General features: G+C 73.7%; 19 protein-coding genes and 1 pseudogene. 12 read left to right on the forward strand and 8 right to left on the reverse strand.

The features are described from left to right. The first annotated feature begins 203 nt into the window (after positions 1-203). From ABZY13_RS23800 to ABZY13_RS23810, 3 genes are all read left to right on the forward strand, one after another. Complete coding sequence (locus ABZY13_RS23800; RefSeq protein WP_356633942.1) at positions 204-935, forward strand: carbonic anhydrase; 732 nt, start codon at positions 204-206, stop codon at positions 933-935. Positions 936-1164: 229 nt separating this feature from the next. After that, entirely contained in the window at positions 1165-2724 is a 1560-nt protein-coding gene (locus ABZY13_RS23805) for an APC family permease (protein ID WP_356633944.1), read from the forward strand. 197 nt (positions 2725-2921) lie between these two features. Further along, entirely contained in the window at positions 2922-3659 is a 738-nt protein-coding gene (locus tag ABZY13_RS23810; RefSeq protein ID WP_356633946.1) for a D-Ala-D-Ala carboxypeptidase family metallohydrolase, read from the forward strand. A gap of 52 nt (positions 3660-3711) precedes the next feature. Here the strand turns inward: ABZY13_RS23810 and ABZY13_RS23815 are convergent, their stop codons facing one another. Next, a complete protein-coding gene (locus ABZY13_RS23815; RefSeq protein ID WP_356633948.1) occupies positions 3712-5241 on the reverse strand; it encodes an FAD-dependent oxidoreductase in 1530 nt (509 codons plus the stop codon). A gap of 231 nt (positions 5242-5472) precedes the next feature. On the opposite strand from ABZY13_RS23815, the pseudogene ABZY13_RS23820 reads away from it, so the two are divergent. Next, positions 5473-5785: pseudogene (locus tag ABZY13_RS23820) on the forward strand (sugar ABC transporter permease); the annotation flags it as partial. A gap of 176 nt (positions 5786-5961) precedes the next feature. Here ABZY13_RS23820 and ABZY13_RS23825 read toward each other — a convergent pair. Then, entirely contained in the window at positions 5962-6597 is a 636-nt protein-coding gene (locus ABZY13_RS23825) for a class I SAM-dependent methyltransferase (RefSeq protein ID WP_356633950.1), read from the reverse strand. A gap of 215 nt (positions 6598-6812) precedes the next feature. Between ABZY13_RS23825 and ABZY13_RS23830 the strand changes: the two genes are divergently transcribed. From ABZY13_RS23830 to ABZY13_RS23840, 3 genes are all read left to right on the forward strand, one after another. Next, the gene (locus tag ABZY13_RS23830; protein WP_356633952.1) at positions 6813-7679 is read left to right on the forward strand and encodes a fructosamine kinase family protein; all 867 of its coding nucleotides are present in this window, start codon (positions 6813-6815) and stop codon (positions 7677-7679) included. Positions 7680-7734: 55 nt separating this feature from the next. Then, complete coding sequence (locus tag ABZY13_RS23835; protein ID WP_356633954.1) at positions 7735-8430, forward strand: lipoprotein; 696 nt, start codon at positions 7735-7737, stop codon at positions 8428-8430. Between the two features lie 400 nt (positions 8431-8830). Further along, on the forward strand, positions 8831-11593 hold the full coding sequence (locus ABZY13_RS23840) for a SpoIIE family protein phosphatase (RefSeq protein ID WP_356633956.1): 2763 nt from the start codon (positions 8831-8833) through the stop codon (positions 11591-11593). A gap of 140 nt (positions 11594-11733) precedes the next feature. Here the strand turns inward: ABZY13_RS23840 and ABZY13_RS23845 are convergent, their stop codons facing one another. The 4 genes from ABZY13_RS23845 to ABZY13_RS23860 all read right to left on the reverse strand — a co-directional run bounded on the left by ABZY13_RS23845 (position 11734) and on the right by ABZY13_RS23860 (position 16332). Next, positions 11734-11970, reverse strand: a complete 237-nt coding sequence (locus ABZY13_RS23845) for a hypothetical protein (RefSeq protein WP_356633958.1) — start codon at positions 11968-11970, stop codon at positions 11734-11736. Positions 11971-12202: 232 nt separating this feature from the next. Continuing rightward, entirely contained in the window at positions 12203-13723 is a 1521-nt protein-coding gene (locus ABZY13_RS23850; RefSeq protein WP_356633960.1) for a helix-turn-helix domain-containing protein, read from the reverse strand. 327 nt (positions 13724-14050) lie between these two features. Continuing rightward, positions 14051-15643, reverse strand: coding sequence for a DHA2 family efflux MFS transporter permease subunit (locus ABZY13_RS23855; protein WP_356633962.1), 1593 nt, complete (start codon positions 15641-15643; stop codon positions 14051-14053). 215 nt (positions 15644-15858) lie between these two features. Continuing rightward, on the reverse strand, positions 15859-16332 hold the full coding sequence (locus tag ABZY13_RS23860; protein WP_356633964.1) for a MarR family winged helix-turn-helix transcriptional regulator: 474 nt from the start codon (positions 16330-16332) through the stop codon (positions 15859-15861). 212 nt (positions 16333-16544) lie between these two features. Between ABZY13_RS23860 and ABZY13_RS23865 the strand changes: the two genes are divergently transcribed. Both ABZY13_RS23865 and ABZY13_RS23870 read left to right on the forward strand, forming a co-directional pair. After that, on the forward strand, positions 16545-17165 hold the full coding sequence (locus ABZY13_RS23865) for an L-threonylcarbamoyladenylate synthase (RefSeq protein ID WP_356633966.1): 621 nt from the start codon (positions 16545-16547) through the stop codon (positions 17163-17165). Positions 17166-17404: 239 nt separating this feature from the next. Then, positions 17405-18601, forward strand: coding sequence for a glycoside hydrolase family 64 protein (locus ABZY13_RS23870; RefSeq protein WP_356633968.1), 1197 nt, complete (start codon positions 17405-17407; stop codon positions 18599-18601). A gap of 21 nt (positions 18602-18622) precedes the next feature. Here the strand turns inward: ABZY13_RS23870 and ABZY13_RS23875 are convergent, their stop codons facing one another. After that, positions 18623-19591 carry a TauD/TfdA family dioxygenase gene (locus ABZY13_RS23875; protein ID WP_356633970.1) on the reverse strand — a complete coding sequence of 323 codons (969 nt, stop codon included), beginning with the start codon at positions 19589-19591 and terminating at the stop codon, positions 18623-18625. Between the two features lie 93 nt (positions 19592-19684). Between ABZY13_RS23875 and ABZY13_RS23880 the strand changes: the two genes are divergently transcribed. Then, entirely contained in the window at positions 19685-20515 is an 831-nt protein-coding gene (locus tag ABZY13_RS23880; protein WP_356634002.1) for an aldo/keto reductase, read from the forward strand. 13 nt (positions 20516-20528) lie between these two features. Here ABZY13_RS23880 and ABZY13_RS23885 read toward each other — a convergent pair whose 3' ends face one another. Continuing rightward, a complete protein-coding gene (locus ABZY13_RS23885; protein ID WP_356633972.1) occupies positions 20529-20993 on the reverse strand; it encodes a peroxiredoxin in 465 nt (154 codons plus the stop codon). 606 nt (positions 20994-21599) lie between these two features. Between ABZY13_RS23885 and ABZY13_RS23890 the strand changes: the two genes are divergently transcribed. Both ABZY13_RS23890 and ABZY13_RS23895 read left to right on the forward strand, forming a co-directional pair. Continuing rightward, positions 21600-22580, forward strand: a complete 981-nt coding sequence (locus ABZY13_RS23890; RefSeq protein ID WP_356633974.1) for an ATP-dependent DNA ligase — start codon at positions 21600-21602, stop codon at positions 22578-22580. 147 nt (positions 22581-22727) lie between these two features. Beyond that, a complete protein-coding gene (locus tag ABZY13_RS23895; protein WP_356633976.1) occupies positions 22728-23501 on the forward strand; it encodes an NPP1 family protein in 774 nt (257 codons plus the stop codon). Positions 23502-23511 lie beyond the last annotated feature (10 nt).

Here is a 23511-nt window from a genome sequence, read left to right on the forward strand (position 1 = left end):
TGCGCGTGCGGTCACCTCCGCATGTGCGCGTGCCGTCACCTCCGCGATCGGGGCGGGCCGCCACCTCCGCGATCAGGGGCGGGCCAAGAAATGGGCTGCGGGGCGTCAAGGGCGGTTCAACGGGGGTCCATGAAAGGGCCATGCCGCACCATGATTCGGTAGCTCGAACACATGAGCACGATCACGGTCATACCTTCAACCGCGTGACCCCCGACCACATCTCGCGCGTCCCCGCCCCCGCCGCCCGCCGCACTCTGCTGCGCGCCGCGCTCACCGGCACGGCGGCCCTCGGCGCCGCCCTGTCCCTCGACGTCTCCCCCGCCTCCGCAGGCCCGGCCGCCCGCCCGCGGCCCGGCACCCCCGAGGAGGCGCTGCGCGAGCTGGCGCGGGGCAATCTGCGCTGGCGCACCTTCCACGAGAAGCACCCCGACGAGACGCCGGCCGTGCGGCAGGCGCTCACCTCCGGCCAGCATCCGTTCGCCGTCGTGCTCGGCTGCGTCGACTCGCGGGTCCCGCCCGAGCTGGTCTTCGACCAGGGGCTCGGCGATCTGCTCACCGTGCGCACCGCCGGCGAGGTGCTGGACGAGGCCGTGCTCGGCAGCGTCGCCTACGGAGTCCTCGAGCTGGCGATACCGCTGATCGTCGTGCTCGGACACCAGTCGTGCGGCGCGGTGCGCGCCGCGGTCGAGGCGGACGAGACCGGCGCGTCGCTGCCGGCGCACATCGAGTACCTGGCCGAGCAGATCGCCCCGGCCATCGACCGCACCGTGGAGGGCGACGCCCGGATCGACGCCACCATCGACGCCAACGTCCGTTCGATCCGGGCCCGGTTGGCGGCGGAGCCGGATCTGGCCGCGCGCGTCTCCACGGGCGCGCTGGCGATCGTCGGCGCCCGCTACGAGCTGACCACGCAGCTGGTGCACCGGATAATGTGACGGGGATCACAGGACAGATTCCCACTGGCCGAAAACGACCCCTGCTGCGATTACCGAATATCGGACGCCGCACGATGAGTCATGGAAGGCACCCACACGACCGCCCAATGCCCTTCGAATCGCAGGGCCGAATCGTCGACCAACCATGGAATGACCGACCGGCGGCTTCCAGAGGGCGTGAAGGTGAAGCCTCGTCGGCACGGAAACCGCAGGACTTAACGTCCTGTTCATGACTCAGCTCGACGCACGGCCCGGGGCCGAAGAAGCAGGTGACGCCGCACCCTCCGATGGCATGCGCGCCAAGGGCCTGGGCGGGAACTCCGTGGGCCTGCTGGGCAGCGCGGTCATCGGCGTCTCCACCGTGGCCCCGGTGTACTGCCTCACCTCCACGCTGGGCTCCACGGCGGGCGAGGTCGGCGTGCGGATGCCCGCCGTGTTCCTGGCGGGCTTCCTGCCGATGCTGCTGGTCGCCTTCGCCTACCGCGAGCTGAACCGGGTGATGCCGGACTGCGGCACCTCCTTCACCTGGACCGTCAAGGCGTTCGGCCCGCGGCTCGGCTGGATGTGCGGCTGGGGTCTGGTGATCGCCACGATCATCGTGCTGTCGAATCTGGCGGGGGTCGCGACGTCCTACTTCTGGCTGCTGGCCGGTGAGATCACCGGCAGCGCATCGGTCGCCGCGCTGGACGGGAACAAGGCCGTCCACATCGTCACCTGTCTCGCGCTGATCGCGATCGCCACGGTGATCAGCTATCGAGGCATGACCGCGACGAAGGGCGTGCAGTACGCGCTGGTGGGCCTGCAGCTGCTGGTGCTGGCCGTCTTCGTGGCGATGGCGTTCGGCAAGGCGGGAAGCGCGGACTTCCCGACGTCGGCGGAGTTCTCCTGGTCGTGGCTGAATCCGTTCGCCGTGCAGTCGTTCGCCGCGTTCACCGCGGGGCTGTCGCTGTCGATCTTCATGTACTGGGGCTGGGACGCCTGTCTGACCGCCAACGAGGAGACCAGCGGCAGCACCCGCACCCCCGGCCGGGCCGCGCTGGTCGCCATGGTCGTGCTGGTCGGCTCCTACCTGGCCACCGGCGTCGCCGCGCAGATGGTCGTGGGCGCCGGCGACCAAGGGCTCGGCCTCGCCAACCCGGAGACCTCCGACAACGTCTTCGCCGCGCTGGCCGGCCCGGTGATGGGCCCCGGCCTCGGCATCCTGCTGTTCGTCGCCGTCCTCGCGTCGGCCGCGGCCAGCCTCCAGACCACGTTCATCCCGGTCGCCCGCACCGTCCTGGCGATGTCGGCGTACGAGGCGCTGCCCGCGTCGTACGCCCGCGTGCACCCGCGCTTTCGCACGCCGGGCCGGGCGACGGTCGTGGCGGGCGTCGCGACCGGCGTGTTCTACACGGTGATGACGCTGGTCAGCGAGCACGTCCTGGTCGACACGATCTACGCGCTCGGCCTGATGATCTGCTTCTACTACGCCCTGACGGCCTTCGCCTGCGCCTGGTACTTCCGCCGCGAGCTGCTGCGCTCGGGACGGGACCTGCTGTTCAAGGGGGTCTTCCCGCTCCTCGGCGGGGCGCTGCTGACGGCCGTCTTCGCCAAGACGCTGGTCGACATGTGGGACCCGGCCTACGGCAGCGGTTCGTCCGTGCTCGGCGTGGGCTCGGTGTTCGTCATCGGTGTGGGCCTGCTGGCGCTCGGCCTGGTGATCATGCTGGTGATGCGGCGGCGCAGCCCCGCCTTCTTCCGCGGCGAGGTGCTGACGCCGGACACGCCGTCGCTGGTCGCGCGGGACTGACCGGCCCGTGCGGCCGGTCAGTCAGGCGGTCCCCCGTCCCGGCCCCGGGACGGGGGACACGTCCGTTCACCGGAAGTTCGACCCGTCCCGGAGCACGCGCCCTTGCGCCCCCGCGGGCGCATAGCCCATGGTTGACGCGCGTCACACACCCTTCGCGCTCGGCAGCACCGCGCCGTCTCCCCCAGCATGGAGGTCCTATGTTGAAACGCACGGTCCGCCTCATTCTCTCTATTGTCATGCTCACGTCCGGTTTGTGGCTGGGCGGTCTCGCCACCGCGGGCTCCGCGCACGCGGACGGCTGCTACACCTGGACCCGCACCCTGTCGCAGGGTTCCTCGGGCGCCGACGTCACCCAGCTCCAGATCCGGCTCGGCGGCTACCCGGGCTACGGGTCCGTCCTCGCCGTCGACGGCGAGTTCGGGCCGGCCACCGCGGCGGCCCTCAAGCGCTTCCAGTCGGCGTACGGGCTGGTCGCCGACGGCGTCGCCGGCACCAACACCTACAACAAGCTGTACGCGCTGCAGGACGACGACTGCACCCCGATCCACTTCTCCTACAGCGAGCTGAACCGCTGCAACTCGACCTGGTCGGGCGGAGCGGTCAGCGCCTCGGCCGCCAAGGCGAACGCGCTGCGCGCCATGTGGAAGCTGGAGGCCCTGCGGCACGCGCTGGGCGACCAGCCGATCACCGTCACCAGCGGCTTCCGGTCCTACTCCTGCAACAGCGCGGTCGGCGGCGCGAGCGACAGCCGTCACCTCTACGGCGACGGCGTCGACCTCGGGGCCGGCCCGCACTCCCTGTGCACCCTGGCCAAGCAGGCGCGCAACCACGGCTTCCGGGGCATCCTCGGCCCGGGCTACCCCGGCCACAACGACCACACCCACGTCGACCACCGCAGCAGCCAGTACTGGTCGGCTCCCAGCTGCGGCATCTGACCCACCGCACGACGGCGACGGCGAGCGGGACACCCGCTCGCCGTCGGCGCGCTCACAGGTCGCGCTGCTCCAGCGGCCGCACCGCCGGGCCCTGGACGACGCTGCCGTCCGGGGCGAAGCGGGACCCGTGGCACGGGCACTCCCACGCCTGCTCCGCCCGGTTGAACGACACGATGCAGCCCATGTGCGTGCAGCGCGCGGACAGCGCCCGCAGCGTCCCGTCCTCGTCCCGGTGGACCGCGCAGCGCCGGCCGTTGACCTGCAGGACCGCTCCGTCGCCCGGGGCGATGTCGTCGAGGGACGGCTTGTGCAGCGCGGGCAGCCGGTCGCCGACGAAGTGCCGGGCGACCTTCGCCTGGTGCTGGAGGAACTGCCCGCCCTGGCGCAGGACGGGTGTGATCCGGCGCGGGTCGTACAGGTCGCTCCACGGCGGCTTCCCGCCGTCGATCAGCTCGCCGAGCAGCAGACCCGCCATGACGCCGCCGCTCATGCCCCAGCCGCCGAACCCGGTGGCGACGTACACGTGCCGGCTCGTCGGCGGCATCGGGCCCACCAGCGGGACGGTGTCGGTGGAGTCGTTGTCCTGGGTGGCCCACCGGTGGGTGACGTCCAGCTCGCCGAAGTTGCGCCGGGCCCAGCCGGTGAGGGTGGCGAACCGCTCCTCGACGTCCTCGCCGGCACCGGGCGTGAGGTGCTCGCCGGTGACGATGAGCAGCCGCCGGCCGTCGCCGTACGGCGCGGTGCGCACCGAGCGGGTGCGGTGCTCGGGCGTGATGTACATGCCCTCCGGCGCCCGGGCCGCCTCGACGGGGGCGGCGACGACCAGTTCGCGGCGGGGCGAGAGCCGGGCGAAGAGCAGCGCGCGGTCGAAGACCGGGTAGTGCGTCGCCACCACGACCTTCCGGGCGCGCACCCGTACGCCGCTCTCGGTGGTCAGCACGCACGGCTCGCCCTCGCTGAGCCCCACGACGCGGGTGCCCTCGTGGAACCGCCCGCCCGCCTGCCGGATCGCGTCGGCCAGGCCCATGAGGTACTTGCGCGGGTGGAACTGCGCCTGGTCGGCCACCCGGACCGCGCCGGCCACCGGGAAGGGCAGGTCGGTCTCGGTGACGAACTCGGCGGGCAGCCCCGCCTCCCGCGCCGCCTCCGCCTCGGCCCGCAGCTCCGGGATCCGGCGGCGGCCCTGCGCGTAGGTGTAGGACGCCGCGTCCTCCCAGTCGCAGTCGATGCCGAGTTCCTCGGCGGTACGGGCGACGTGCCGGACGGCCTCCGTCTGGGAGCGGGCGTACAGCCGTGCCCCCTCGGGTCCCCGGGTGCGGCGCAGCCGGTCGTAGATCAGGGTGTGCTGGGCGCTGAGCTTGGCGGTGGTGTGGCCGGTGACCCCGGCGGCGATCCGGTCGGCCTCCAGCACGACGACGCCGTGCCCGCGCCGGGTCAGCTCCCAGGCGGTGCTCAGCCCGGCGATGCCGGCGCCGACGACGGCGACGTCGGCCTCGACGTCGCCGTCCGGCGCGGGGGCCGGGTCGCCGGGCGGAACGGTGTCGAGCCAGTACGACCCGTGGGTGTCTGCCTGCTCTTTCATGGCCGCCGAGTTCCCGCGGCCGGCGGGGATCACACCGGGGGACGCCCGGGTGGGCGAGCCGGCCGGGGCGGCTCCGGGCGCCTCTCGGTCAGCCGCTGCCCGGCCGCGAGCGGGGCGGCGGGGCGGTGCTCGCCCGCTCCACCAGGCGCGTCGGCACGAGGGTCGTGCCGCGTTCGGCGCCCTCCTGGCGCATCTTGCCCGACAACCACCGGCAGGCGCTGGGGGACGAGAACTGACGAGAACTTCTGGGCGGCGCTCGGCCGGCCTTCCCTGTTCCTGTGCGTCCGGGTGCCGATCAATGCTGGGCATCGCCCTGCCGGTGGCGCCCGCCCTGGACAGCTGCCGCCTCCACGGCACGCGCTTCTCCCTCATCTCGATCCTCCTGCCCCATGCGGTGCCCGCCGTCGTCGCCAGCCTGATGTGGGGCTTCATGCACAGCACCCGCTTCGGCCTCGTCGGCGACCTCGACGAGAGGCCCGGTCTGTCGCTGCCCAGCTCCCTCTCCCCCGACCTCGTGCCGGCCTCCATCGGCAACTTCGTCACCCGGGCGGCAACTTCGTCACCCGGGAGTTCGTCAAGCCGGCGACCGGCTGGTCACGGTGAACGACACCACCTGGCCGCCCACTCGGGGGCCAACCGGCGCTGGACGGTGAGGGACGTGACAGAGCGGAACGCGGACCAGGCACGCACCGACCCGGGCAGGGCCGCCGTGGACACGCGTCAGGCGCGGCGAACGCGCCAGACGTGGTCGTCCCGGTGTCCCTGCTCGCCGTCCGGGGACAGGCTCGGGCGGCGCACCGTCTCCCGGGTCTCCACGATCCAGGCGTCCTCGGGCAGCGCCAGCTCCGCCAGGAGCGAGTCCAGGGTCGGGAAGTCGGCGTCGAAGGGCGGCTCGGTCTGCCAGGACGGCCAGCCGGCGTGCATGACGACGAGCAGGGTGCCGTGCTCGGCGACGGCGCCGGCGGCGCTGCGCAGGACGGCCCGCTGGTCCAGGGGCACCGGGGACTGCAGGTACTGGACGTTCACCAGGTCGAAGACGCCCTCGGGGAAGGACTCGCCCAGTTCGTGCCGTTCCCAGGCGGTGCGGTCGGCGACACCGGCCTCGGCGGCGTGCCGGGCGGCGCGTTCGAGGGCGGTGGGCGAGATGTCGACACCGGTGACACGCCAGCCGCGGGACGCCAGCCAGACCGCGTCGGCGCCCTCTCCGCAGCCCAGGTCGAGGGCGGCGCCCGGGGCGAGGTGGGCCACCTCGCGCACGAGGAGTTCGTTGGGGCGTCCGCTCCAGACGCGGTCGGAGTCGCGGTAGCGGGCCTCCCAGAAGTCGGCGGGCGGGGTGGGCAGGGGGTGTGCGGGCATGACGGCTCCTCGGGTGACGGGCGGTGCGGTGTCGTTGGCTGCGTCGTTCGTTGGCTGCGGTGACGTGGCTGCGGTGTCGTGGCTGCGTCGTTCGCCGCTCTGCGTCCGAGCCTCCGCCGGAAGCCGCCCGGACGACAACCGTCTTTGCCGATACGGCAAGCGGTGCTCCCGTGCGCCCGTGCCACGCCCGTCCCGGCTGCCGTACGGTGAACGCCGTGCGGACGAATGACCAGGGGCCCGGGGCGGTGGCGGCCCGGATCACCGGACGGGCGGCGCGCGAGGTGCGCCTGCGGTCCGGGGCGCTCGCCGAAGTCGTCCTCGACGGCGGGCCGGCGGTGATGGTGAAGGAGCACGACGCCCCGGAGGCGGTGCGCGCGGAGGCCGCGGGGCTGCGCTGGCTGGGCGAGGCGGGGGCGGTGCGGGTGCCCCGGGTGCACGGGCACGACGAACGGTGGCTGGTGACCGGCCTGGTCCCGGTGGGCCCGCCCGACGCGGGAGCCGCGTTCCGGTTCGGGCGGGACCTGGCCGCCCTGCACGCCGCCGGGGCGCCGGCGTTCGGCGCACCACCGCCGGGCGGCCCCCGGGAAGCCTTCATAGGAGTGGCCCCGATGCGCAACGCCGCCGGCACGGAATGGCCCGCGTGGTACGCCGAGCACCGGGTGCTCCCGTACGTGCGCGACGCCGTCGACGCGGGCACCCTGAGCCCGGCCGAGGCACGGCTCGTCGAGGAGGTGTGCGTACGGCTGCCCGGTCTGGCCGGTCCCGCCGAGCCGCCCGCACGGCTGCACGGTGACCTGTGGAACGGCAACGTGCTCTGGGGCTCCGACGGGCACGTCCGGGTCATCGACCCGGCGGCGCACGGCGGACACCGGGAGACCGACCTGGCGATGCTCGCCCTCTTCGGCTGCCCCCACCTCGACGCGGTGCTCGACGGCTACGAGGACACGGCCCCGCTCGCGCCCGGCCGGCGGGACCGCATCCCACTGCATCAGCTCTTCCCGCTGCTGGTGCACGCGGCGCTGTTCGGGCGTTCGTACGCGGTGCAGGCCGTGGCGGCGGCCCGGGCCTGCCTGGCGCTGTGAGCGCCGCCGACGGCGTCGGATACAGTTCCGGCCACAACCGGGAGGAGACACCGAAGTGCTGGTCGGGGCGGGGAAGACGGGGCGAGGGCTGGCCGGCGCGGCATTGGCCGCGGGGCTGCTGACGGGCTGCGCCGAGGGGGCGGGCGAGGGCGCCGGGGCCGCGGCGAGCGCGTCGCCGAGTGCTTCGGCGAGTGCCTCGGCCAGTGATTCGGCGGCCGGGAACGGCCCGGACGGGGCCGCCGAGAGCGGCGGCGCGATCGGGGTGGCGGGTTCTGCCTGCGAGCTGCCGGTCACCTTCGACATCGCCGCCAAGTGGGAGGCGTCGCCCGTCGACACCTCGGCGTGGGAGGAGGCCGACCCGGAGGTCGTGGACGCCGTCCTGCGGCAGGGACCCGTCACGGCCGCCTGCGAGGTGAACGCCAAGCCCGCCGGGCACATCGGCTTCCTGCGCGTGTGGACCGGCAAGCCGGGTGACGACGACGCCCGCGCGGTGCTGGAGGCGTTCGTCGAGGCCGGGAAGGGCGCGAGCCGGGAGAAGTACCGCGCCCTCGATGCGGACGGCCTCGTCGGCGCGGAGGTGTCGTACCTCTACGGGCACGAGTTCTCGGACGAGCCCAAGAAGGAAAAAGCCCTCGCGGTGACGACCCCGGACGGCCCGGTGGTCCTGCACCTCGGCGGGATGGACGACGAGGAGCACGAGGCGATGCTCCCGGCCTTCGAACTGGCCAAGCGCACGCTGCGGGCCCTCTGACGGACGCGCGTCGTCCTGCCGCGGGACTCGGCCAGTTCGGCCGTCGTGGCGGTGACGGGCGCGCGGAGCGGGGCTCTGGGGCAGAGCGATGTTCGCGGCGCAGAGCGGCGTTCACGGAGCAGAGCGGTACTCGCCGCGCAGAGCGGCGTTCACGGAGCAGAGCGGTACTCGCGGCGCAGAGCCGCGTTCACGGAGCAGAGCGGTGCTCCACGGAGAGCCGCACTCCAGACGGAGAGCGGCGCTCCGGGCAGAGAGCGACGCTCCAGGCACAGAGCGGCGCTCCGGGCAGAGAGCCTAGTTCCAGGTGGAGAGCGGTGCTCCGACCGCCCGTCCGCCCCTCGCCGAGGGCGGCGGCTCGCCTCGCCTCGCCCGTCGGGCCCGGGGAGTGTAAACAGGGCACATGGTCCGGCAATGGGCTCGATCCCGGACTCGGTCCCTCCGTCCCGACGAGGCAGCGCGCGCCGAACGGGCGCCGGCCCGTCCGCTCGGTGCGCGCGAACGGCAGGCCGGGGACGGCGGGCGGTGGAGTCCCGCCGAGTCGGTGCGGTCGGTCCTCAGCGGGCGGAACATCGCCGGGCAGGTCTTCGTCCTCCAGGTCGTCATCGTGCTCCTGCTGGTCGTCGTGGCCGTCGCCGCGCTCGTGCTCCAGGGCCGCAGCGACAGCGAGCGGGAGGCCCGCAACCGCTCCCTCGCCGTCGCCGAGACCTTCGCCAACGGCCCCGGCATCCGGGAGGCGTTGCGGGAGCCGGATCCGACGGCCCTGCTCCAGCCCCGGGCGGAGGCCGCACGCAAGGCGGCGAAGGTGGACTTCATCGTCGTGATGAACACCGACGGCATCCGCTACACACATCCGATCACCGACCGCATCGGCAAACGCTTCGTCGGCACCCTGGAGGACCCGCTGGCCGGCCGTCCGGTCGTCGAGCAGATCACCGGGACCATCGGACCGCTGGTGCAGGCGACGGTGCCGATCAGGGCCACCAACGGGTCGGTGGTGGGCCTGGTCTCGGCCGGCATCACCACCGAGCACGTCGGCGGGGCGGCGAACCGGCAGCTGCCGCTGGTGCTGATCACCGCGGCCGGCGCACTGGCCCTGGCCACCGGGGGCACCGCCCTGGTGAGCCGACGGCTCCTGCGGCAGACCCGCGGCCTCGGTCCGCGCGAGATGACCCGGATGTACGAGCACCACGACGCGGTGCTGCACGCCGTCCGGGAAGGCGTGCTGATCCTCGACGGCGACGGCGTTCTGTTGCTCGCCAACGACGAGGCGCGCCGGCTGCTCGGGCTGCCCGGCGACGCCGAGGGCCGCCATGTGCGCGACCTGGGCCTGGAGCCGGGCACGGCGGAGCTGCTGGCGTCGGGCCGGGTGGCCACGGACGAGGTGCACCGGGTCAAGGACCGCCTGCTGGCGGTCAATCAGCGGCCGACGCATCTGCGCGGCGGCCCGCGCGGCAGCGTCGCCACCCTGCGCGACTCCACCGAGCTGCGAGCGCTGTCCGGGCGGGCCGAGGTGGCGCGGGAGCGGCTGGACATGCTGTACGCCGCCGGGATCGGTATCGGCACCAGCCTGGACGTGACCCGGACGGCGCAGGAGCTGGCGGAGCTGGCCGTGCCCCGGCTCGCGGACTTCGTGACCGTGGACCTGTTCGACGCGGTGCTCGGCGGTGAGCAGCCGCAGGCGGGGACGGAGCTGCGCCGGACGGCCTTCGCGGGGGTGCGGGACGATCCGCCGCTGTACCCGCTGGGCCGGCGGATCGACTTCGTGGCGTCGTCGCCGCAGGCCCGCAGCCTGGAGGACGGCCGGGCGACGGTGGAGACCCGGCTCGCGGACGCGCCGGGTTGGCAGGCGCAGGACTTGGAGCGGACGGCGGCGGTGCTGGAGTACGGCATCCACTCACTGATCACCGCCCCGCTGCGGGCCGGCTCGCTCATCCTCGGCCTGGTCAACTTCTGGCGCTCCGACAACCCGGACCCCTTCGACGCGGACGACCTGACCCTGGCGGAGGAGCTGGTCACCCGCGCGGCGGTGTCCATCGACAACGCCCGCCGCTACACCCGCGAGCACACCATGGCCGTCACCCTCCAGCGCAGTCTGCTGCCGCGGCGGCTGCCCGAGCAGGATGCGCTGGAGATCGCCTACCGGTATCTGCCCGCGCAGGCCGGGGTGGGCGGCGACTGGTTCGACGTACTGCCGCTGTCCGGGGCCCGGGTGGCGCTGGTGGTGGGCGACGTGGTCGGGCACGGGCTGCACGCGGCGGCCACGATGGGCCGGCTGCGCACTGCGGTGCACAACTTCTCCGGCCTGGACCCGGCGCCCGACGAACTGCTCGGGCTCCTGGACGAACTGGTCGCGCGCATCGACCAGGACGAGGCGGCGGAGGGCGCCCGGGCGCCGGTGACGGGCGCGACCTGTCTGTTCGCCGTGTACGACCCGGTGACCGGGCGCTGCACGCTGGCCCGCGCGGGGCATCCGCCGCCGGCGCTGGTGCGGCCGGACGGCAGTGTGGAGTTCCTGGACGTGCCCGCCGGTCCCCCGCTGGGGCTGGGCGGACTGCCGTTCGAGACGGTCGACGTGGAGGTGCCGGAGGGCAGCCGGATCGTGCTGTACACCGACGGGCTGGTCGAGGACCGGGCACGGGACATCGACGAGGGTCTCGAGCTGCTGCGGGCCGCGCTGGAGCATGCGGGGCCCTCACCGGAGGAGACCTGCCGGGCGGTGCTCGACTCCCGGCTGCCGGCCCGGCCGAGCGACGACGTGGCGCTGATCGTCGCGCGCACCCGGACGCTGGGCCCCGAGCGGGTCGCCGACTGGGACGTACCGTCCGACCCGGCGGCCGTGGCCCGGGTGCGGGCGTCGGTCACACGGCGGCTGACCGAGTGGGGCCTGCAGGAGCAGACGTTCGGGACGGAGCTGATCCTGAGCGAGCTGGTCACCAACGCGATCCGGTACGGGGGCGCGCCGATCCGGGTGCGGCTGCTGCGCGGCCGGAGCCTGATCTGCGAGGTGTTCGACAGCAGCAGCACCGCGCCGCATCTGCGGTACGCGGCGATGACCGACGAGGGCGGGCGGGGCCTGTTCCTCGTCGCCCAGTTGGCCGAACGGTGGGGGACGCGCTATCTGCCGGGCGGCAAGGTCATCTGGGCGGAGCAGCCCCTGCCGTGACGGACCACGGACAGCAGCACCCGCCGCCGCGACGTGCCGCGGACAGGGAAGGGACGGGCGACGGACCCGGGCGGGACGGGCAACGGCCCGGATTCGGCGTCGTCACGCCGAATCCGGGCCGCGCCTTCGACAAGGCCTGGTCAGCCGCCGCTGAGCCGGGAGCGCAGCAGTTCCTTGCCCAGTTCGGCGCCCTTGCGGCTGTCCGCCTGGGCCTTGCGGAACAGGTCCGCCACCTCGGTGTCCTTCTGGCGTTCGGCGTCCTGGATGTAGCTCTCCAGGCGGAGCGCGTTGCTCAGGCACGCCTCGACGTACCAGATGAGGTTGTAGTCCTTGTCCTGGGTGCCGGTAACGCCGCCGGTCTCCGTGCTGCTGGTCATGCGGGCCTCCTCCGTGCGTCGGCCTCGTTCCGATATGTCCTGGCGCACGGGTACCCGTCCGCCCGTACGACACACGTACACCGTGACGTACGCGCTGACGTGCGGAAACGGGAAAGCCGCGAGGCGCCGACCGGTCCCCCGTGCCGGTCGCGCCCTCGCGGCTGGCTCGAACCTACGTGCAGGCCGGATCGGTTGTGAATCGCGTCCGTGCCCGTCGCGGCGGACTGGGGACTCATCCGTGCACAGGTGAGTCCGGATGGTCCGGATTCGCCCCGTGCAGGGCGGGTGGGTCGAGGTCGCCGAGGGCGAGGTGGGCGAGGACGATCTCGTACAGGTCGCTGCCGCCGGCCAGGAGCTGGTGTTCGAGGACGGGTTCGGCGCTGCGTACGTGCTCCCGTACGGTCTGGGCGTGGACGCCGAGGAGCTGGGCGGCGCGTTCGGCATTGGCGCCGGCGGCGATCCAGGTGCGCAGGGTACGCCGCAGGTCGCGGCCGTCGGTGTCGAGGCGGCCGAGCAGTTCGCCGGCCCAGGCGCGCAGGGCGGGTCCGGCGAGCAGGTCGGTGAGCGGGGGCGCGGCGGCGTGGCGGGCGGGGAGTTCGGCGAGGGCGGCCTGGGTGTTGAGGGCCAGGTGGACGGCGGCCCGGGCGGTGAGGTCGGTCAGGTCGGCGCCCAGCAGGGTCTCGACGCGTTCCGTCCGGGCGCGGACGGTGTTGCGGCTGACGCCGAGGATCTTGGCCGCGTTGACGGCGGTGAACTCCAGGCCGAGCCGGGTGGTGGCGAGGAGTTCGGCACGGGTGTGGTGCGGCAGGGTGTCGAGGGGCCGCAGCACGCCGAGGGTCCAGGCGTGCAGTGCGGCCGGGTCGATGAGCAGTTCGGGGTGGGTGCGTTCGGCGTAGACCGCGGCCTTGTCGGGGCGGAAGTGGGCCACGGCCAGGGCGCTGACGGCCTGCCCGTAGGCGGTGGCGGTGCGGGCGAGGCTGTGCGGGGCGCTGCCGCCGAGGAAGACGCCGGGGCGTCCTCCGACCAGGGTCCGCAGCCGGGAGGCGGCGGCCTCGCCGGGGGCGACCACGATGACGTGGCCGTCGACGGCCGGGCAGCGCACGACCAGGGCCTGCTCTGCGGTGGCGGTCAGGCACTCCTCGGCGAGCCGGTCGCGTTCCTCGGGGCTGCTCTCGGCGACGTAGACGCAGGCGGTGTCGGTGTCGAGCAGTCCTGGCCACAGTCCGGCGGCGACGCGGCGGGCGGCGACGGTGTCCTCGACCATGAGCAGTTGCAGGATCGCCAGGCGCAGGTCGGCCGTCGCCCGGCGCAGCCGGTGTCCGGCCGCGGTGGACTCACGGGCGCGCAGCAGCAGTTCTGCGACTGCGGCGGTGTGGGCGACCATGTCGGACGTGCGCCGGTCGAAGGGTGCGGGGCGGGCGACGGCCAGCACGCCGGCCGACGTGGACCGGGGCACGTCGACGCGGACCAGCCGCACATGGCGTCCGCCGTCCTGGAGCGCGGCGGAGGCGATCCGGCCGGTGCGCAGGTCGGCGACCAGATCGTCGTCGAGGGGCAGCGCGCCGCCGGCGAGGACGGCGCCGGCGCCGTCCCGCAGCGACACCTCGGCGCCGGCGGCGGAGGCGAGCCAGTCGACGAGTCTGCCGACGTCCCGCCCGGACGGCCTGAGATGGTCGAGCAGTTCCCGTGCCCACGCCGGGTCCGCGCCGTCCGCCTCGTCCGCGCGACGGCCCTCGTCCTGTGTGCCGGCCACGTCGGCCCAGCCTCCCTCGTCTCGCGGCGCCCGCCGTCGCGGGCGCGCCGGTTCGGGGACGTTACCCCAATCGTGCGGGATGCCCCCGGTGGCTTCCGGCGGCCTGGACGTCGTACGGCATCCCGGACCCGGGCGGCGGGACGGGCGCCGCCCGCCGCCCCGAGGAGAGGCCGGCGGGCGGACCCGGCACGGTGTGGCGGCGGCGCGGTGGTGCATGCCGACCTTCGCCGTACGCCGTACGCGGGCGGCTCGGTCGCGCTCGCCGGGCCTCCCCCGCATATCGGCCACTCAGTCGTCCGCGCCGCCGCTCCCCCGCACGCCGGCGCCTCAGTCGTGCGCGTCGGCCGTCCGCCGTACGCCGACGGCGGCGAGCACCGCACCCAGCAGACACAGGACGCCGGTGAGCACGGCGGCCGCGTGCATGCCGTTCACGAAGGCCTGGCCGCTGCCCTCGACGACGGCGGCGCGCAGCGCGGCGGGCATGTCGGCGGAGACGGGCGCAATGCCCATGGCGACGGCGTCCTTGGCCTCGGCGAGACCCTGCGCCGCGGCCGGGGGTACTCCGGCGCCGGTGAGTTCCCGGGTCAGCGACGAGCCGGCGTTGCCGCTGATCACGGAGATCAGTACGGAGGTGCCGAGGGCGCCGCCGACCTGGAGGGCGGTGGCCTGCAGCCCGCCGGCGACGCCGCCGTCACGCACGGGGGCGTTGCCGACGATCGCGTCCGATGCGGCCGACAGCACCATGCCGACGCCGAGGCCGAGGGCGATGAACGGCGGCCACATGGTGGCGTAGGAGGAGTCGGTCTGCCAGGAGAGCATGCCGAAGCAGGCGGCGGCCTGGAGCAGCAGCCCGACGGGCATGGCGACCCGGGCGCCGAAGCGCGCGGTGACGGCCGCGCCCAGCGGGGAGGCGACCAGGGAGGCCAGGCTCAAGGGCAGGGTGCGCACGCCCGCCTCCACGGGGGTGAAGCCGCGCACGTTCTGGAGGTAGAGCATGACGAAGAAGATCACGCCGAGCAGCACGAAGAAGTTCAGGGCGGTGACGATCGTGCCGAAGGTCAGCGCGGGACTGCGGAACAGCCGCATCGGCAGCAGCGGATGGGCGACCCGCGTCTCGTGCCGGCCGAACACACCCATGATCACCAGACCGGCGCCGATCGCGCCCCAGGTGCCCGGCGACGTCCAGCCCCAGGTCTCGCCCTTGACCACGCCGAAGACCACGGCGAGCAGTCCGGCGGCGAGCAGGACGACGCCGGGGATGTCGAACCGCTGAGGCTTCCCGGCGCTGCGGGCGGCCGGCAGCACGTAGGCGCTGAAGGCGAGGGCGGCGACGCCGATGGGGGCGTTGATGTAGAAGACGGTCTCCCAGTTGACGTGCTCGACCAGCAGTCCGCCGACGATGGGGCCGAGGGCGGTGGCGACGGCGGAGACCATGCCCCAGATGCCGACGGCCATGCCGAACTTCCGGGGCGGGAAGACGGTGCGCAGGATGCCGAGGGTGTTGGGCACCAGCAGTCCGCCGAACAGTCCCTGGAGGGCGCGGAAGAGGATGACGCCCTCGATGGAGCCGGACAGGCCGATGGCGACAGAGGTGACGACGAATCCGGCGACGCCGGCGAGGTAGAGGGTGCGCCGGCCGAAGCGGTCGCCGAGCTTGCCGCCCAGGATGAGGCTGGCGGCGAGGGCGAGCAGGTAGGAGTTGGTCACCCACTGCAGGTCGGCGGAGGAGGCGTCGAGGTCGCGGCCGATCTCGGGGTTGGCGATGGCGACGACGGAACCGTCGAGCTGCACCATGAACAGGCCGAAGGCGACCGCGACCAGGCTGAGCCAGGCGTTGGCCCGGCGACCGGACTCCGGGTCGGGGACGGGTGTGGGTGCGGGGGTGGCGGGGGACGGCTGATCCACGGGGGTGGACGGCATGGAGGGAAGGCCTTGTCTCGTGTGAGGTGACGACGACGGGCGCGCGGGCGTGCACAGGGGCGCGGCGTCCGTCGTGGGAGAACGCGGGAGAACCCGGGGAGGGACGGCGGGTGGCGGGCGCGCGGTCCGTCGCGGGAGAGGAGCGGCGGTGGGCCCGCGGGCGCGCACCGGCGACGCTCACGCCGACCGCGTCGGGGCGGGTGGCGTGAGCGCGGTCAGTGGGCCGCGGGGTGCAGCGCGCGCGTCAGGGACTGCAGGGCGCCGAGCGCGGAGCCGAGGGCGTCCAGCTCCCCGTCGGTGAGCGCGACCAGGGCCCCGCGCAGGTGGCTCTCCTGCAGGCGCCGCACCTCGGCGAGGTGCGCGCGGGCGGTCGCGGTCGGGTAGAGGTGGGCGACCCGCTTGTCGGCGCTGTCCTGCCGGCGTTCGAGCAGTCCGCGCTCGGTGAGCTGGGTGACCAGGGCGCTGACGTTGTTGGGCTTCATCAGCAGTGCCTCGGCGGCCTCGCGCACGGTCGCGCCCTCCCGCCGGCCGACGAACCGGAGCAGCGCGAGCTGCGCCTCCGGCGGCTTGGGGTGCGGGAAGTCCTGGGCGATCCGCCGGTCCAGGGCCCGGTGCAGCGCGGGCAGCAGCGCCGCGAGTTCAAAGGCCGCGCGGTCGGCGTCGCTACGGGGCGCACGGGCGGAGGACATGCGCCCAGAATAAAGTATGGAGACATAGGTATGTCAAGCGAGGCACTTCAGGATCCTCCGGGGCCGGGGCGCTCCCGCCGGCAATCCGCGACCGAGGCGCCCCGACCGGAGAGTGCGCGGCCGGACAACCGTGACCGCAGGAGAATGCCCACCGGAGCACCCGGCTCAGGACCCTCCGCGCCGCACCCCCGCCCACGGCATAAGCTCGGCGGATGGCGAAGTACTACGACGTGCACCCCGACAACCCCCAGCCGCGCACCATCGGCCAGATCGCCGACAGCGTCCGCTCCGGCGCCCTGATCGCGTACCCCACCGACTCCTGCTACGCGCTCGGCTGCCGGCTGGGCAGCCGCGACGGCATCGAGCGGATCCGTTCCATCCGCCGCCTGGACGACCGGCACCACTTCACCCTGGTGTGCCAGGACTTCGCCCAGCTGGGGCAGTTCGTTCGCGTCGACAACGACGTGTTCCGCGCGGTCAAGGCGTCGACGCCGGGCAGCTACACGTTCATCCTGCCCGCGACGAAGGAGGTGCCGCGCATGCTCCAGCACCCGAAGAAGAAGACGGTCGGCGTGCGCATCCCCGACCACGTCGTCACCCAGGCCCTCCTCGCCGAACTGGGCGAGCCGCTGCTGTCCAGCACGCTGCTGCTGCCCGACGAGGACGAGCCGATGACGCAGGGCTGGGAGATCAAGGACCGGCTCGACCACGCGCTCGACGGCGTGGTCGACTCCGGCGACTGCGGGACCGAGCCGACCACGGTGATCGACTTCTCCGGCGGCGAGGCGGAGATCGTACGGCGCGGGGCGGGCGACACCTCGCGGTTCGAGTAGCCCACGAACCGCACCGGCCGGGTACGAGACGAGGGCGTGGCCCGCACCGCCGGGTACGGGAAGGACCGGCCGGGCACAGGAACGGACCAACCGGTACGGGTGGCGGGGCGCGGCCCCGCCCCGCCACCCCTGTGGCCCGGTCCTCACTCCCACCATTGACATGAACCCGCCCAAGCGACAATCTGAGAGCGCTCTCACCGGTACGGACCAATTCCCCACACCCCGCACGGAGGTGGAGCGTGCTCGCACGATTCAGAGACCGTCTGCTCACCGCGGCCACCGCGATCGGCCTGGTCGGCGCCCTGCTCACGTTCGGCGCCGCACCGCCCGCCGACGCCGCGGTGCCCGCCACCATCCCCCTGAAGATCACCAACAGCTCCGGCCGCGGCGAGCCGGTGTACATCTACACCCTCGGCACCTCGCTGACCACGGGACAGCAGGGCTGGGCCGACGCGGCCGGCACCTTCCACGCGTGGCCGGCCGGCGGCAATCCCCCCACGCCGGCGCCGGACGCGTCCATCCCGGGACCTGCCGCCGGGCAGTCCAAGACGATCCGGATCCCCAAGCTGTCCGGGCGCATCTACTTCTCCTACGGCCGCAAGCTCGACTTCCGGCTGACGACGGGCGGGCTGGTGCAGCCGGCCGTGCAGAACCCGAGCGACCCGAACCGCGACATCCTCTTCAACTGGTCCGAGTACACGCTCAACGACGCCGGGCTCTGGCTGAACAGCACCCAGGTCGACATGTTCTCCGCGCCCTACTCGGTCGGCGTGCAGCGCGCCGACGGCAGCGTCGCGAGCACCGGGCGGCTCAAGCCGGGCGGCTACAACGCGGTCTTCAACACGCTGCGCGCGCAGCCCAATTGGGGCCGCCTGATCCAGACCCGGTCCGACGGCACGGTGCTGCGGGCGCTGGCGCCGCTGTACGGCGTGGAGACCGGGGCGCTGCCCGCCTCCGTCATGGACGACTACATCAACCGCGTCTGGCAGAAGTACACGACGTCCACCCTCACGGTCACCCCGTTCGCGAACCAGCCGGGGACCAAGTACTACGGCCGGGTGTCCGGCGGCGTCATGCACTTCACCAACAGCGCGGGCGCTGTCGTCACCAGCTTCCAGAAACCGGACGCCTCCAGCGTCTTCGGCTGCCACCGGCTGCTGGACGCCCCCAACGACGCGGTGCGCGGCCCGATCTCGCGGACGCTGTGCGCGGGCTTCAACCGCTCGACGCTGCTCAGCAACCCCAACCAGCCGGACGCCTCGTCCGCGGGCTTCTACCAGGACGCGGTGACCAACCACTACGCCAGGGCCGTGCACGCGCAGATGGCCGACGGCAAGGCGTACGCGTTCGCCTTCGACGACGTCGGCCACCACGAGTCCCTGGTCCACGACGGCAACCCGGCCCAGGCGTACCTCACGCTCGACCCGTTCAGCTGACCGGCACGGAGCCGGGGCGCCTCACCAGCGTCCCGGCTCGCTGCCGGTGATCGGCTCGGACGGCCTGCCGTCCACGCCGACCGGCACGTCCCCGGCGAGCATCACCCGGTGCATGGTCCGCGGGAAGTCCAGATGGGCGTTGTCGCTCGGGGCGAGGTGGATGGTGGCCCGATTGTCCCAGAAGGCCACGCTGCCGGGCTCCCAGCGGAAGCGGACGGTGTACTCCGGCCGGACGGCCTGCTCCAGCAGCATCTCCAGCAGGGCGGCGCTCTCCTGGCGGGAGAGGCCTGCGATCTGCTCGACGTAGTAGCCGTTGACGTACAGCACCCGCTCCCCCGTCTCCGGGTGGACGCGCACGAGCGGGTGCACCGTCGCGATCTGGTGGTCCAGCAGGTGCCGGACGTAGGCGTCGTCGCCGGGCCGGGGCTGGTAGCCGACGCCGAGCCGGTGCTCGGCCCGCAGCCCGTCCACGAACCGCCGTACCGGCTCGGAGAGTCCGGCGTACGCCGCCGCGAGGTTGGACCAGGTGGTGTCGCCGCCGTAGGGCGGGACGGTCTCGGCGCGCAGAATCGTCGCGGCCGGCGGGTCGACGCGCGCCCCGTGGTCGCAGTGCCAGCCCCGCAGCAGGGTGTGCCGGCGGCGCCGCAGCCATTCGTCGTGCTCCATGCCGAACCGGCCGCCCAGTTCCAGCCGGTCGGCGGTCGTCTCGATCTCCGGGACGCCGGGCGGCGACGCCTTGCCGCGCCGCCGCAGCACGACGGGCTCGCCGAACCGCCGGGCGAAGGCCACGTGGCCCGCGTGGTCGAGGCGCTGGCCCCGGAAGAACACCACCTTCCAGCGCAGCATTGCCGCCCGGATCGCGGCGACCTGCGCGTCGTCGAGCCCGGCGGCGAGATCCACCCCGGTGATCTCGGCCCCGATGTGCCCGGCGACCGGGTGCACCCCGATGCCCGCGTCCCGTTCCCCCGCGCCGGCCCTGTCCGTCGTCATCAGCACTCCGATGGTCGTATGCGTCGGCCGGCGGGAAGATCGCCGGCCCCATACTGGCCGTACCCCACAGTCGAGGGAAGGTATGTGATGTCCGTGGCCGGCATCCCGACGCACACGCTCAACGACGGCACGACGATCCCCGGCATCGGCCTGGGCACCTGGCCGATGGACGACGCGGAGGCGGAGCGGGCGGTGCTGACCGCCCTGGACGCCGGGTACCGCCTGATCGACACGGCGGCCAACTACCGCAACGAGACCGGCGTCGGCCGGGCCGTCGCCCGCACGGACGTGCCCCGCGAGGAGATCTTCGTGACGACGAAGCTCCCGGGCCGGCACCACGGCTACGACGAGACCCTCGCCTCCTTCGAGGAGTCCCGCAGCCGGCTCGGCCTCGACTACGTCGACCTGTACCTGATCCACTGGCCGCTGCCCCGCGTCGACAAGTATGCCGACTCCTGGCGGGCCATGATCAAGCTCCGTGAGGAGGGCCTGGTCCGGTCGATCGGCGTCTCCAACTTCACCGCGGAGCACCTCGGACGCCTGGAGAAGGAGACCGGCGTCCTGCCCTCCGTGAACCAGATCGAGCTGCACCCGCTGCTGCCGCAGCAGGAGTTGCGGGCGCTGCACGCCGACAAGGGCATCGTGACCGAGAGCTGGAGCCCGCTGGGCCGCGGCTCGGACCTGCTGGACGACCCGGCCGTGCGGGAGGTCGCTCGGGCGCACGGCGTGACGCCCGGTCAGGCGGTGCTGCGCTGGCAGGTCCAGCTGGGCGCGCTGCCCATCCCCAAGTCGTCGGACCCCGAGCGGCAGCGGCAGAACCTGGACGTCTTCGGCTTCACGCTGGATGCCGCGCAGATGTCGGCCGTCGCCGACCGCGCCCACCGCAGGCTCGGCGGCGATCCGCGCACGCACGAGGAGTTCTGAGCCCGGCGCGGGTTCAGCCGCGGTGGGCGCGCAGGGCCGCCAGGGCCCGGTCGGCGTGGGCGTTCATGCGCAGTTCGCTGCGGACGACCTCCAGCACCGTGCGGTCGGGTGCGACGACGAAGGTGACGCGCTTGGTCGGGGCGAGCTGGAAGCCCCGCCGCACACCGAAGAGTTCCCGGACGGCGCCGTCGGCGTCGGACAGCAGCGGCATGCCGAGCGCGTGCTGTCCGGCGAACTCCTTCTGCCGTTCAACGGGATCGCCGCTCACGCCCACGGGACGGGCGCCGACGGCGGCGAACTCCGCGGCCAGGTCCCGGAAGTGGCAGGCCTCGGCGGTGCAGCCGGGGGTGAGGGCCGCGGGGTAGAAGAACAGCACCACCGGTCCGTCGGCGAGGAGCGCGGACAGACGGCGGGGCATGCCGGTCTCGTCCGGCAGCTCGAAGTCCTCGACCTTGTCACCGACGCGCGGGGTCGCCATGGTTCCTCCTCGGGTGGCCTGCCGAACCGATGCTACGCGAGGGTAAGTTCCGGCCGGCCGGCGCCCCTTGGCCGCCCGCCCGGCCACCACTCGACCGCTGCCGGCCCGACGACCGCGCGACCGAACGCCGCCTGTGCCCGGGGCGTTCGCTCGCACCCGGTCCCCCGCGCTCCCGCCGCGGCAGCCACGCCAGGCGCGCTCCGCCGGCCGAACCGGTCGTCACGCCGGCCGGGAGCGGGGCCGAGCCCGTGACGTGCTGGGTGACCGGGCCCGGCGGGCCGCAGCAGCCGGGCCGAAGGCGGGGACCAGGTCGGCGGGGCGACCGGCAACGCGCCCATCCGCGTCCGGCAGCGCGTGGGGGCCGGGCAGCCAGGGTGACGCGGCGAGGCGGCCCGGGGCGGCCATGGCGAGCAGCACGCCCACGGCCCCCGCGACCGGCCCCGCCAACGGCCACGACGCCGCCTCCCGCGGTCGACGACTCCGGCGGCGGCCCGGGGGGCCTGATCACCCGCATCGACCCAGCTCACTGAGCCGAACGGCGGGACCCCGGTGCCCCTCAGGGGGTGCCGGGGTCCCGCCGTCGCCGTGCCGCGGCAGTCTCGAGCCGTGACCCTGCCGCTGATCGCCCCCATGCTCGCCACCCCCGGCGCCCTGCCGCCCCCGGCACAGGACGCGCGCTGGGCGTACGAGACCAAGCAGGACGGCCAGCGCGCGGTGGTGTACCTCCCCGGCGACGGAAGCCTGCTGCTGCGCGCCCGATCCGGCGAGGACATCACCGCCGCCTATCCGGAGCTGCGCCCTCTCGGCGGCGCTCTCGGTTCCACCCCCGCGGTGCTGGACGGGGAGGTGCTGGCCCTGGACGAACACGGGCGCGCCGACTTCCAGTTGCTCCAGTCCCGGATGGGCCTCGCCCACGCCCCCGGCCGGGCCGCGCTCCGGGCCGCCCGGGTCCCCGTCCACCTGGTCCTGTTCGACGTCATGCACCTGGACGGCGCGTCCCTGCTGCGGGAGCCGTACCTGCGGCGGCGCGAGCGGCTCGACGCCCTCGGGTTGAGCGGCCCGTTCTGGTCGACGCCCGCCGCCCTGGTCGGCCACGGCCGCGAGGCCCTGCGCGCCACGCTGGAGCACGGTCTGGAAGGGCTGGTCTGCAAGCGGCTGGACTCGCCGTACGAGCCGGGCGTCCGCTCGCGGGCCTGGATCAAGATCCGCAACATGCGCGGCGAGGACGTCGTCGTGGGCGGCTGGCTGCCCGGCAAGGGACGGCTGGCCGGCCTGCCCGGCGCGGTCCTGGTCGGCCAGCGCGCCGCGGGCCGGCTGCGCTACGTCGGCAGCGTCGGCACCGGCTGGAGCGAGACCGAACGCCGGGAACTGGCCGCGCTGTTGCGGGCCGACGCGACCGACGTGTGTCCCTTCGACCCCGTGCCGCGGGCGCCGGGCGCGCACTGGGTGGCGCCCCGGCTGGTCGGCGAGGTCCGCTACAGCACCCGTACCCGCGCCGGGCTGCTGCGCCAGCCGTCCTGGCTGCGGCTGCGGCCCGACCTCACGCCGGAGGAGTCCGCCGCCGACCTGCCGGACGACCTCGTGTGACGTACCGCTGGGGCATGACAAATATTGGGCGGTGATTCACCGGCGGGACGCCTGGGCGGCCTTGGCGCGCAAGCGGAATTCGAGGATCCTGAACTGCCTTTCCCCCCACAGCCGTTCGGCTGCGCCCGAGTTCAGGAGGAGGACGCAGTGTCGTCCAAGAAGTCCATTCGCCGCAGGAGATGGGGCACCGGTCTGGCCGGCGCCGTCGCTCTCGTCATCGCCTTCCCCGCCACCGCCTTCGCCGCCCCGCCGCCGGCCCTGCCCGCCAACGCGGAGGCCGCGGAGCGGACGTACCAGCCGGCCTTCGACTACGACACGGACGGCTGTTACTCCACCCCCGCGATCAGCGCGGACGGCACGGTCAACGGCGGCCTCAGCCCGACCGGCGCGCTCAACGGCAACTGCCGGGACGCCTCGGACCTCGACAACACCAACAGCTACTCGCGCTACAAGTGCAACAACGGCTGGTGCGCCTACCTGTACGGTCTCTACTTCGAGAAGGACCAGGCGCTCGCCGGCACCAGCATCGGCGGTCACCGCCACGACTGGGAGCACGTCGTGGTGTGGGTGCAGAACAGCCAGGTGAAGTACGTCTCGACGTCCAACCACGGCTCCTTCACCGTGCACGCCGCCTCGCAGATCCGCTTCGACGGCACCCACGCCAAGATCGTGTACCACAAGGACGGCATCGGCACCCACTGCTTCCGCGCCGCCACCGCGGGGGACGAGCCGCCGGAGAACCACAAGGGGACCTGGCAGTACCCGCCGCTGGTCGGCTGGAACGGCTACCCGGCGGGCGTGCGCGACAAGCTGGTGGCCCACAACTTCGGCAGCGCCAACTTCGGCCTGAAGGACGGCAGCTTCAACAGCCACCTGGCCTCGGCCAAACCGTCGGGCATCACCTTCGACCCGAACGCCTGACCGCGTCCGC

This window comes from Streptomyces sp. NPDC006610 (genome assembly GCF_040611575.1).
Lineage (GTDB): Bacteria > Actinomycetota > Actinomycetes > Streptomycetales > Streptomycetaceae > Streptomyces.

Excerpts from the sequence above, each read along its gene's own strand:
- ABZY13_RS23845 (WP_356633958.1), bottom strand. The coding sequence starts at position 11,970 with ATGACCAGCAGCACGGAGACCGGCGGCGTTACCGGCACCCAGGACAAG.
- ABZY13_RS23805 (WP_356633944.1), top strand. The coding sequence starts at position 1,165 with ATGACTCAGCTCGACGCACGGCCCGGGGCCGAAGAAGCAGGTGACGCC.
- ABZY13_RS23810 (WP_356633946.1), top strand. The coding sequence starts at position 2,922 with ATGTTGAAACGCACGGTCCGCCTCATTCTCTCTATTGTCATGCTCACG.
- ABZY13_RS23825 (WP_356633950.1), bottom strand. The coding sequence starts at position 6,597 with ATGCCCGCACACCCCCTGCCCACCCCGCCCGCCGACTTCTGGGAGGCC.
- ABZY13_RS23865 (WP_356633966.1), top strand. The coding sequence starts at position 16,545 with ATGGCGAAGTACTACGACGTGCACCCCGACAACCCCCAGCCGCGCACC.
- ABZY13_RS23885 (WP_356633972.1), bottom strand. The coding sequence starts at position 20,993 with ATGGCGACCCCGCGCGTCGGTGACAAGGTCGAGGACTTCGAGCTGCCG.
- ABZY13_RS23855 (WP_356633962.1), bottom strand. The coding sequence starts at position 15,643 with ATGCCGTCCACCCCCGTGGATCAGCCGTCCCCCGCCACCCCCGCACCC.
- ABZY13_RS23815 (WP_356633948.1), bottom strand. The coding sequence starts at position 5,241 with ATGAAAGAGCAGGCAGACACCCACGGGTCGTACTGGCTCGACACCGTT.
- ABZY13_RS23860 (WP_356633964.1), bottom strand. The coding sequence starts at position 16,332 with ATGTCCTCCGCCCGTGCGCCCCGTAGCGACGCCGACCGCGCGGCCTTT.
- ABZY13_RS23875 (WP_356633970.1), bottom strand. The coding sequence starts at position 19,591 with ATGACGACGGACAGGGCCGGCGCGGGGGAACGGGACGCGGGCATCGGG.
- ABZY13_RS23840 (WP_356633956.1), top strand. The coding sequence starts at position 8,831 with ATGGTCCGGCAATGGGCTCGATCCCGGACTCGGTCCCTCCGTCCCGAC.